The sequence below is a fragment of the Bacillus sp. AP50 genome, from assembly GCF_040492675.1.
GTDB classification, from domain to species: domain Bacteria; phylum Bacillota; class Bacilli; order Bacillales; family Bacillaceae_G; genus Bacillus_A; species Bacillus_A cereus.
The window spans coordinates 39,305-48,243 of record NZ_JBEUTW010000078.1 but is presented as its reverse complement, the minus strand read 5'-3'; the positions used below and the strand labels follow the sequence as shown (position 1 = coordinate 48,243).

Sequence of the window (8,939 nt, the reverse complement as noted above, 5' to 3'; positions counted from 1 at the left end):
TCAGTTTTCAAAGAACTACTTTGTCGCTCAGAAGCGACTTTATCAATATAACATTTCGTTATATTTTCGTCAACAACTTTTTTTAATAAGTTGTTTTTCGTTTGTTTTGTTTGTTACCTTTCGTGGCAACGAATATAAATATACCAGTTTGATTATTAAAATGCAATAGTTTTTCTAATAAAACTTTTAACTTAGTAAAAAAGTATAAAAACAGCACATTTCTTCTATATAAATATAATTTCTCGCACTATCAAGATTTACTATACCCACGCAACTCATGCTCAAATAAAAAAAGCTTTGGAGAAATCTCCAAAGCTTAGTCTTGTTTATGGCGCATAGCAGGGAATAATAATACATCACGAATAGATGGTGCATTTGTTAATAACATAACTAGACGATCAATACCGATTCCTAATCCACCCGTAGGAGGCATACCGTACTCAAGAGCTTCAATATAATCGTCATCCATCATGTGAGCTTCGTCATTACCTTGTTCACGCTCTTTTAATTGCGCTTCAAAACGTTCTTTTTGATCGATTGGATCATTTAACTCAGTGAATGCATTTGCATGTTCACGCGCAACGATAAATAATTCGAAACGATCTGTAAATCTTGGATCTTCATCATTCTTTTTCGCAAGCGGCGAGATTTCTACCGGATGACCGTAAATAAATGTTGGTTGGATTAATTTATCTTCTACTTTTTGTTCGAAGAATTCATTTATAATATGACCAACTTCCATTGTATCTTTAATTTCTACATTATGTTCTTTTGCAAGTTCACGCGCTTCTTCTATACTCATCGGATTCCAGAAATCAGCTCCAGAGTATTGCTTAATCGCATCTACCATATGAAGACGTGTCCATTCTGGTTCTAGATTAATTTCATAATCACCATACTGGATTGTTGTTGTACCCAGTACTTTTTTCGCGATATGAGCAACCATATCTTCTGTTAACTTCATAATATCTTTATAATCAGCGTATGCTTCATATAATTCAATCATCGTAAACTCAGGGTTATGACGAGTTGATACACCCTCATTACGGAATACACGGCCGATCTCATATACTTTTTCTAAACCACCCACAATAAGACGCTTTAAATGTAGCTCAATTGCGATACGCATATATAATTCCATATCTAACGCATTATGGTGTGTAGTGAAAGGACGCGCAGAAGCTCCACCTGCAATTGCATGCATCATAGGTGTTTCCACTTCAAGATAACCGTTGTCATCTAGGTATCTTCTCATCTCACGAATAATTTTACTACGAGTAACGAACGTTTCACGACTTTCCATACTTGTAATTAAGTCTAAGTAACGTTGACGGTAGCGTTGTTCAACATCTTTTAATCCATGGTATTTATCTGGTAATGGACGAAGAGATTTCGTTAATAGCGTAAAGCCTGTTGCTTTTACTGAAAGTTCTCCAACGTTTGTTTTGAACACTTTACCTTCAATACCTACTAAATCACCTAAATCTGCTGTTTTAAATAATTCGTACTCGTCATCTCCAACAGCATCTTTACGAACATAAATTTGAACTTGTCCATGTAAATCTTGAACATGTGCAAATCCAGCTTTCCCTTTTCCGCGTTTTGTCATAATACGACCAGCGATAGAAACAGCGATTTCCTTCTCCTCTAATTCCTCTTTAGAGAACTCTCCATATAGACTCATTAAGTCAGTTGTTGAATTTGTGCGTTCAAATCTTTTACCGAACGGGTCAATTCCTTGTTCACGTAAATTATGTAGCTTTTCACGACGAACAATCAATTGGTCGTTTAATTCTTCGTGGTTCATGTTATCCATGATATTGATATCACTCCAGCTCTATTTAATTTTACAATATATACAGTATAGCATTTTCTACTCAACTAGAAAAACTGCCAGCAACTAACTGGCAGCTCTTCTTTCTTTCACGTAATTATAGGAAGTGTATAGAAGAATGTCAATCTCCTATGTCCATTATTAACCAACGTAAATTGTTTGTTGTTTCGCTTCCACTTCTTCTACAAATGTACCTAACACATTCGCAAGGTCTTCCCGTGTGTTACAAGCATTAATACCATTACGTACACTCGCATTACCACGAACACCTTTTAAATACCAAGCTGCATGTTTTCTCATCTCTCTTACAGCGACACTTTCATTCTTTAAGTCGATAAGACGATCTAGATGCAACATACATACATCAATTTTCTCGCGCACTGTTGGTTCCGGCATTAATTCACCTGTCTCCAAATACTTTACCGTACGATAAATCATCCACGGATCTCCAAGAGCAGCACGACCAATCATAACACCATCTACACCAATTTCATCAAGCATACGCTTTGCATCTTGCGGCGTTGCGACATCACCATTTCCGATAACCGGGATATTTACAGATTGTTTTACTTGTTTAATAATATCCCAATCCGCTTTTCCTTCATACATTTGCACTCGTGTACGTCCGTGAACCGCCACAGCTTGGCCACCAGCACGCTCAACAGCCCTAGCATTTTCTATTGCGAAAATATGTTCTTCATCCCAACCGATACGCATTTTAACTGTAACCGGCTTTTCAACAGCATCTACAACCGCTGCTACCATTTCATATATTTTATTCGGGTCTAAAAGCCACCTTGCTCCAGCATCACATTTAACGATTTTCGGCACTGGACAACCCATATTAATATCAATTATGTCTGCTGTCGTATATTTATCTACATATTTCGCAGCATCTACAAGAGTTTCTTTCTCTCCACCAAAAATTTGTAAACTTAATGGCTTTTCTCTCTCGTCGATATATAACATATCTAATGTTCTTTTATTATTAAGTAATATTGCCTTATCACTTACCATTTCAGCACAAACTAATCCGGCACCAAATTCTTTTACTGTTAAACGGAATGCAGAGTTACACACTCCCGCCATCGGTGCTAGTACAACCGGATTTTTCATCTCGATATTTGCAATCTTTAACAATCAATCTACTCCTTCCTGTACAATCACTTTGGCATTAATTCCTCTATCGAAACATTTAATGCCTTAGCAACTTCTACTACAAAATCTTGAGAAGGCGATCTATTCCCTCTCTCAACCTCACCTAAAACAGATACAGATACCCCTAGTGCTTTAGCAAAACCTTCTTGTGTGTAACCTTTTAGCTTTCGAAAAGCACGAATGCGTCTTCCCCATTTTTCTGCTTCCATACCGTTACTCCCTCTCGCCTTTTCATTTCTTCTACTTGTGAACATGAAATGTTTTGTTTTATGTCTTGATTAATTTCTAACAACGGAACGATAACAAAAGCTCTTTCAAACATCCGCGGATGCGGAACAATAAGATTCTCTGCTTCAATATTCTCTTGATTATAAAGTAAAATGTCAAGGTCGATAGTCCTCGGCCCCCACCTAATTTCCCTTTTTCTTCCTAGGTCATTTTCTACTTTTTGTGTTACTTTCAATAATTCTTGTGGTGATAAATTGGTAGAAATTTTTATAACTAAATTTAAAAAGCAACTTTGGTCAGTATAGCCAACTGGCTCAGTTTCATATACAGATGAAATATCATCAACCTGAATATAAGGATTTTTATTTAAAAACTGAATCGCTTCGGTTAGATACGTATAACGCTCTCCAATATTTGACCCTAATGCAATGTAAGCTATATTGTTCATGGACGTTCTCTCGTAATTTCTACTGCTACAGCACGATAATGACCCGGTATCGGTGGATCCGGCTTAATTACCTTAATTGTACAGCGCGAAATACTTTCATATTGTTTTAATATATCTGCAGCAATATTTTCAGCGATACTCTCCACAAGCTTATACTTTCTATCCTCAACAACTTTTCTACATAATTCGAAAAGCTCTCCATAATTGACCGAATGCTCTAAGTCATCACTTTCCCCTGCACGCTTTAAATCCAACTCCACCGTTAAGTCAACTTTAAATCTCTGACCTAATTTATTCTCCTCTGGGAACACGCCATGATAACCATAAAACTCCATATCATGGATATAAATTTTATCCAATTACCTTACCCCCTTACCAATCATCGCATCCATCATTTTAGCCATACGCGCCATTTCTTTCACATCATGGACACGAACAAACTCACAGCCCTTTTCAATACCAAGACAAACAGTAGCTCCCGTTCCCTCAAGGCGTTCCTCTACTGGCAAATCTAATACGTGCCCAATAAAGGACTTTCTCGAAGTACCTAAGAGAACCGGATAACCTAGCACATTTAACTGTTCTAAATTACGCATCGCCTCTAAGTTCTGCTCAGGTGTTTTAGCAAAACCGATACCTGGATCTAAAATAATATTCTCATCTCGCACACCAGCATTTTTAGCAATTTTAATACTGTCATACAAATCAGCAATCATATCCGCCATTAAATTACGATAATTCATGTTATCGCGGTTATGCATTAAAATGATGGGTACATCGTAATGAGCTGCGACTTCAGCAATTTTCGGCTCCGCCTTCGCTCCCCAAATATCATTAATAATATGAGCACCAGCCTCAATTGCTTGCTTTGCAACTTCAGCTTTATATGTATCGATAGATATAGGCAATTTTACGTCTTTTGAAACTGCTTGAATCATCGGGACAACTCGCTTTATTTCTTCTTCTACTGATACTTTAGCAAAACCCGGGCGAGTAGATTCGCCACCAATATCAATAATATGAGCACCTTCACCTTGCATTTCTTTTGCGTGACGTACCGCAGCATCTACCTCGTTGTAACTCCCACCATCAGAAAACGAATCTGGTGTTACATTTAAAATCCCCATAATTAATGTCTTTTCATTTAAATTCAATGTATATTCGCCGCAGCGTAAATCATAATCCCACTTCAAACTACACATCTCCTCTTCGTAATTCATTTCTGCTCCATAATTTCTCTCTTTGCATTCCATAAAGGTACATTAAACTTTTTGTAACCACTCCTACTTTACCCGGGAAATCCTGCGCTTCTATACGATAAAGCGGAACAATTTCTTGAATGGAGTTTGTTACGAAGACTTCATCCGCTGAAAGTAGCTCATCTTTTGTAAAGAAACCTTCCTTTACTTCTATATTTAATTCTTCAGCACTCTTTATAATAAACGCACGAGTGATACCATTTAAAATCCCTGTCTCTAACGAAGGTGTATATAAAACATCACCTTTCACAAAAAATAGATTGGAAACAATACCCTCTGCAACATAACCTGCTTCAGTAAGAAAAATACCTTCCTTACTCACAACATTTCCAATTTCACGCTTCCCTAAAATATTATTTAAATAATGATGAGACTTCAGACGAAATGTTCCTTCCGGTGTATTTCGCACTTGTTTTAGAATAACACCTTCTTTTTCCACTACATCTCCTGGAGCTGTTAAAGGTTTTATAAAAACAATAACCGAAGGCTCTTCATACATTTCCGTTTGTAATCCTATTTCATCTATACCCGCTGATACATTAAAACGTACATATGCATGCTTCAATTCATTCTTAGCGAGTAAATCTTTCAAAATAAGCATCACGTCATTTTTTGTCATTGTCCATTTAATTTGCAATGTATCCAGCGCTTCTATTAAACGGTCATAATGATCATCCAATAAGAAAGGATGACCATTATAAATACGAAACGTTTCAAAAACTCCAAGACCATATAAATAACCATGATCATAAGGAGAAATTTTCGCTTCACTTGCTTCTACATACTGACCATTTACGTAAATTAACATAATGTTGCACTTGGACTGTATTTACAAATGAAATTCTGTAACAACTCTTTCCCATGAGAAGTCATAATAGATTCCGGATGGAATTGCACACCCTCTATCGGCAATGTCTTATGACGAAGTGCCATAATTTCTCCTTCCTCTGTCCAAGATGTTACCTCTAAGCAATCGGGTAACGTCTCTTTCTTAACAATAAGGGAATGATAGCGCGTCGCAGTAAACGGATTAGGAATATCCGAAAAAATCGTCTTTCCATCATGATGCATAAGCGACGTTTTCCCATGCATTAATCGTTCTGCACGGACAACCTCTCCACCAAACACTTGTGCAATGGATTGATGCCCTAGACAAACTCCAAAAATCGGAATCTTTCCAGCAAAGTATTTAATAACTTCCATACTAATCCCCGCTTCATTAGGACTACATGGACCTGGAGAAATCATTAGAAAATCTGGTTTCATATTCTCAATATCTGAAATGGTCACTTCATCGTTACGTTTAACAACGAGCTCTTGTCCAAGTTCTCCAAGAAACTGCACTAAATTAAATGTAAAAGAATCATAATTATCAATCATTAATATCATTTCTCTCACCTAACCGTTTCTTCGCTACGTTCTTTTGCACGCCATAAAGCAATCGCCTTTTTTAACGACTCTTTATATTCATTTTCTGGATTTGAATCAATTACAATTCCCGCCCCTGCTTGTACATGAGCTTTTCCATCTTTAGCAAGAAGTGTTCTAATTACAATATTCAATTCTGTATCTCCAGAATAACCAATCCAACCGATTGAACCTGTATAAATCCCTCTTCGAACAGGTTCTAATTCCTCAATAATTTCCATCGTACGTATTTTCGGGGCACCAGTAATTGTTCCCCCAGGGAATACAGCCTTCACTAAATCAAAAGCATCTTTATCTTCTTCCACCTCACCACGCACATTAGAAACAATATGCATAACATGTGAGTATTTCTCAATTACCATAAATTCATCTACTTCTACAGTGCCATATTTACAAACACGTCCTAAATCATTTCTTTCTAAATCCACAAGCATTACATGCTCTGCTCTTTCTTTTTCGTTCTCAATTAATTCTCTTGCTAATTCTTCATCCTCTTGCTCATCCGCGCCTCTAGATCTCGTTCCAGCAATTGGTCTTGTACTTACTTCAGTTCCTTGTTTCTTAATTAACAACTCTGGCGATCCACTAACAATTTGAAAATCCCCAAGCTCCAGGTAACCCATATATGGAGATGGATTAATTTCACGAAGACTTGTATAAATTTCTAGTGGGTGTGTCTGTAACGTTCTTTCTTGTCTCGTCGACAAGTTTACTTGGAACACATCACCCGCCCCAATATATTCTTGAATACATTCAACTGCCTTCATAAAGCCGGCTTCAGTAAAAGCAACTGCTTCACTTTTCTTTTCAGGACTTTCAAAGGGCACAGTCACTTCAGGCGCTTCTGTCATCCAAAGACTCTTCCACTCATTTAGCCGTTCTTTTGCCTCTTCATATTTATCTACATAATGCGTAATAACCCATAACACTTGTTCTTTTTGATCATAGACAAATACGTCATCAAATAATAAAAAGAAGATGTCAGGTATATTAATATCATCTTCCGCAAGAGAAGGCAGCTTTTCAATATAACGGATACAGTCATAACTGAAATAGCCAATTGCACCACCTTGAAAAGGCGGATACTCTGGGTTATAGTCCGTCTTCCATTGTTCCATATATTCTTGCATTAAATCTAACGGATTCCCTCGTTTTATTGTTTCCTTACCACTTTCACTTATATGTAACGTTTCATCCTTCCCTCGGATTACCGCTACTGGGTTCAGCCCTACAATGTTATAACGACCGCCACGGCCGCTTTCTAACAAAATATGTTGCGATTTACCCTGAGAAAGAAATTTATATTGCTTAAAGAAATCTAACTGATATGGAATAGAAAGCGCTAAAGATTTTCTTCGTTGCATATCAACACCCCGTCTTCTTTTATCCCACCCTCTTAGATTAACCAGCTCAAACTACATAAGTTATTTATATAGAGATTGATTATACTCGAAGGCTAGTGAAAATAATTTAATTATACTACCTCTTATTTTACATGAAGTTTTCTAGTCATTCACTCTTTTCCTATTTCCAATCCCAAAAGAAAAAGCACCCTTTTTCAAGGATGCTTTTTCAATCGCGTTTAATTATGATTCAAATTGATAAAGTGGTGTACTTAAATAACGTTCACCGTTACTCGGGATAATAACAAGTACCTTTTTCCCTTTACCTAACTTTTTCGCAACTTCTGTTGCTGCATAAATAACTGCGCCTGAAGAGATACCAACTAAAATACCTTCCTCTTTAGCCACTCTTCTCGCATATTCAAATGCTTGCTCTGTTTTCACTTGAATAATTTCATCATATACTTCTACATCCAACGTCTCTGGAACAAATCCCGCCCCAATTCCTTGAATTTTATGTGGACCTGGTTTCCCACCAGATAATACTGGTGAATCTGCAGGTTCTACTGCATAAATTTTAATATCTTTATACGCTTCCTTCAGTACTTCACCAGCACCAGTAATCGTTCCACCTGTACCAATACCTGCAATAAACGCATCTAATTGGTCGCCCATTTGTTCAATAATTTCTGGACCTGTTGTTAAACGGTGAATTTCTGGATTCGATTGGTTTTTGAACTGTTGTGGTATAAAGTAGCCATGCTCTTTTGCTAATTCAGTCGCTTTACGAATTGCTCCACCCATTCCTTCAGGCCCTGGAGTCAATACTAATTCCGCACCGTAAGCACGTAATAAATTACGACGCTCAATACTCATTGTTTCTGGCATTACTAAGATTGCATTATATCCTTTAGCAGCCGCTACCATCGCTAAACCAATTCCTGTGTTACCACTTGTCGGCTCAATGATTGTATCGCCCTCTTTTAATAATCCATTTTTTTCAGCATCTTCAATCATAGCTAATGCGATACGATCTTTAACGCTACTCCCCGGATTCATAAATTCTAATTTTAAGTATATATCTGCGCTGTCTGATTCTACGATGCGGTTCAACTTAACGATCGGCGTTTTCCCGATTAATTCTGAAACTGATTGTGCCACTCGCATTCCTGTCACTCCTAACACCGAGTATTTTTATTGGTTTTATCTATATTTAGATTTTGTCAGAAAATTCCCTGTTT

The 8,939-nt window shown here is 37.2% G+C and carries 10 protein-coding genes; all 10 read right to left on the bottom strand.

Annotated features, from left to right (window positions below):
- Window positions 1-316: 316 nt before the first annotated feature.
- The 10 genes from lysS to cysK all read right to left on the bottom strand — a co-directional run bounded on the left by lysS (window position 317) and on the right by cysK (window position 8,865).
- Window positions 317-1,816, bottom strand: coding sequence for a lysine--tRNA ligase (gene lysS / locus ABWK52_RS07790; RefSeq protein WP_098379061.1), 1,500 nt, complete (start codon window positions 1,814-1,816; stop codon window positions 317-319).
- A 159-nt stretch (window positions 1,817-1,975) separates the two neighbouring features.
- Window positions 1,976-2,974, bottom strand: a complete 999-nt coding sequence (gene dusB, locus ABWK52_RS07785) for a tRNA dihydrouridine synthase DusB (protein WP_000912251.1) — start codon at window positions 2,972-2,974, stop codon at window positions 1,976-1,978.
- Between the two features lie 23 nt (window positions 2,975-2,997).
- Window positions 2,998-3,201, bottom strand: a complete 204-nt coding sequence (locus ABWK52_RS07780; RefSeq protein ID WP_000387024.1) for a helix-turn-helix domain-containing protein — start codon at window positions 3,199-3,201, stop codon at window positions 2,998-3,000.
- A complete protein-coding gene (gene folK / locus ABWK52_RS07775) occupies window positions 3,153-3,668 on the bottom strand; it encodes a 2-amino-4-hydroxy-6-hydroxymethyldihydropteridine diphosphokinase (protein WP_001059447.1) in 516 nt (171 codons plus the stop codon). Before folK ends, ABWK52_RS07780 begins: the two co-directional genes overlap by 49 nt.
- Window positions 3,665-4,027, bottom strand: coding sequence for a dihydroneopterin aldolase (gene folB / locus ABWK52_RS07770; RefSeq protein ID WP_000358062.1), 363 nt, complete (start codon window positions 4,025-4,027; stop codon window positions 3,665-3,667). Before folB ends, folK begins: the two co-directional genes overlap by 4 nt.
- Window positions 4,028-4,888 (bottom strand): dihydropteroate synthase, encoded by an 861-nt coding sequence (folP, locus tag ABWK52_RS07765; protein ID WP_061655189.1) that lies wholly within the window; start codon window positions 4,886-4,888, stop codon window positions 4,028-4,030.
- Complete coding sequence (gene pabC, locus ABWK52_RS07760) at window positions 4,863-5,735, bottom strand: aminodeoxychorismate lyase (protein WP_000909873.1); 873 nt, start codon at window positions 5,733-5,735, stop codon at window positions 4,863-4,865. The genes folP and pabC overlap by 26 nt, the downstream gene beginning before the upstream one ends.
- A complete protein-coding gene (gene pabA / locus ABWK52_RS07755; protein ID WP_000602296.1) occupies window positions 5,729-6,316 on the bottom strand; it encodes an aminodeoxychorismate/anthranilate synthase component II in 588 nt (195 codons plus the stop codon). Before pabA ends, pabC begins: the two co-directional genes overlap by 7 nt.
- A 5-nt stretch (window positions 6,317-6,321) precedes the next feature.
- Window positions 6,322-7,719: an aminodeoxychorismate synthase component I gene (gene pabB, locus ABWK52_RS07750; RefSeq protein WP_001189719.1), complete on the bottom strand. Its 1,398-nt coding sequence runs from the start codon at window positions 7,717-7,719 to the stop codon at window positions 6,322-6,324.
- Window positions 7,720-7,941: 222 nt separating this feature from the next.
- On the bottom strand, window positions 7,942-8,865 hold the full coding sequence (cysK, locus tag ABWK52_RS07745) for a cysteine synthase A (protein ID WP_001261719.1): 924 nt from the start codon (window positions 8,863-8,865) through the stop codon (window positions 7,942-7,944).
- Window positions 8,866-8,939 lie beyond the last annotated feature (74 nt).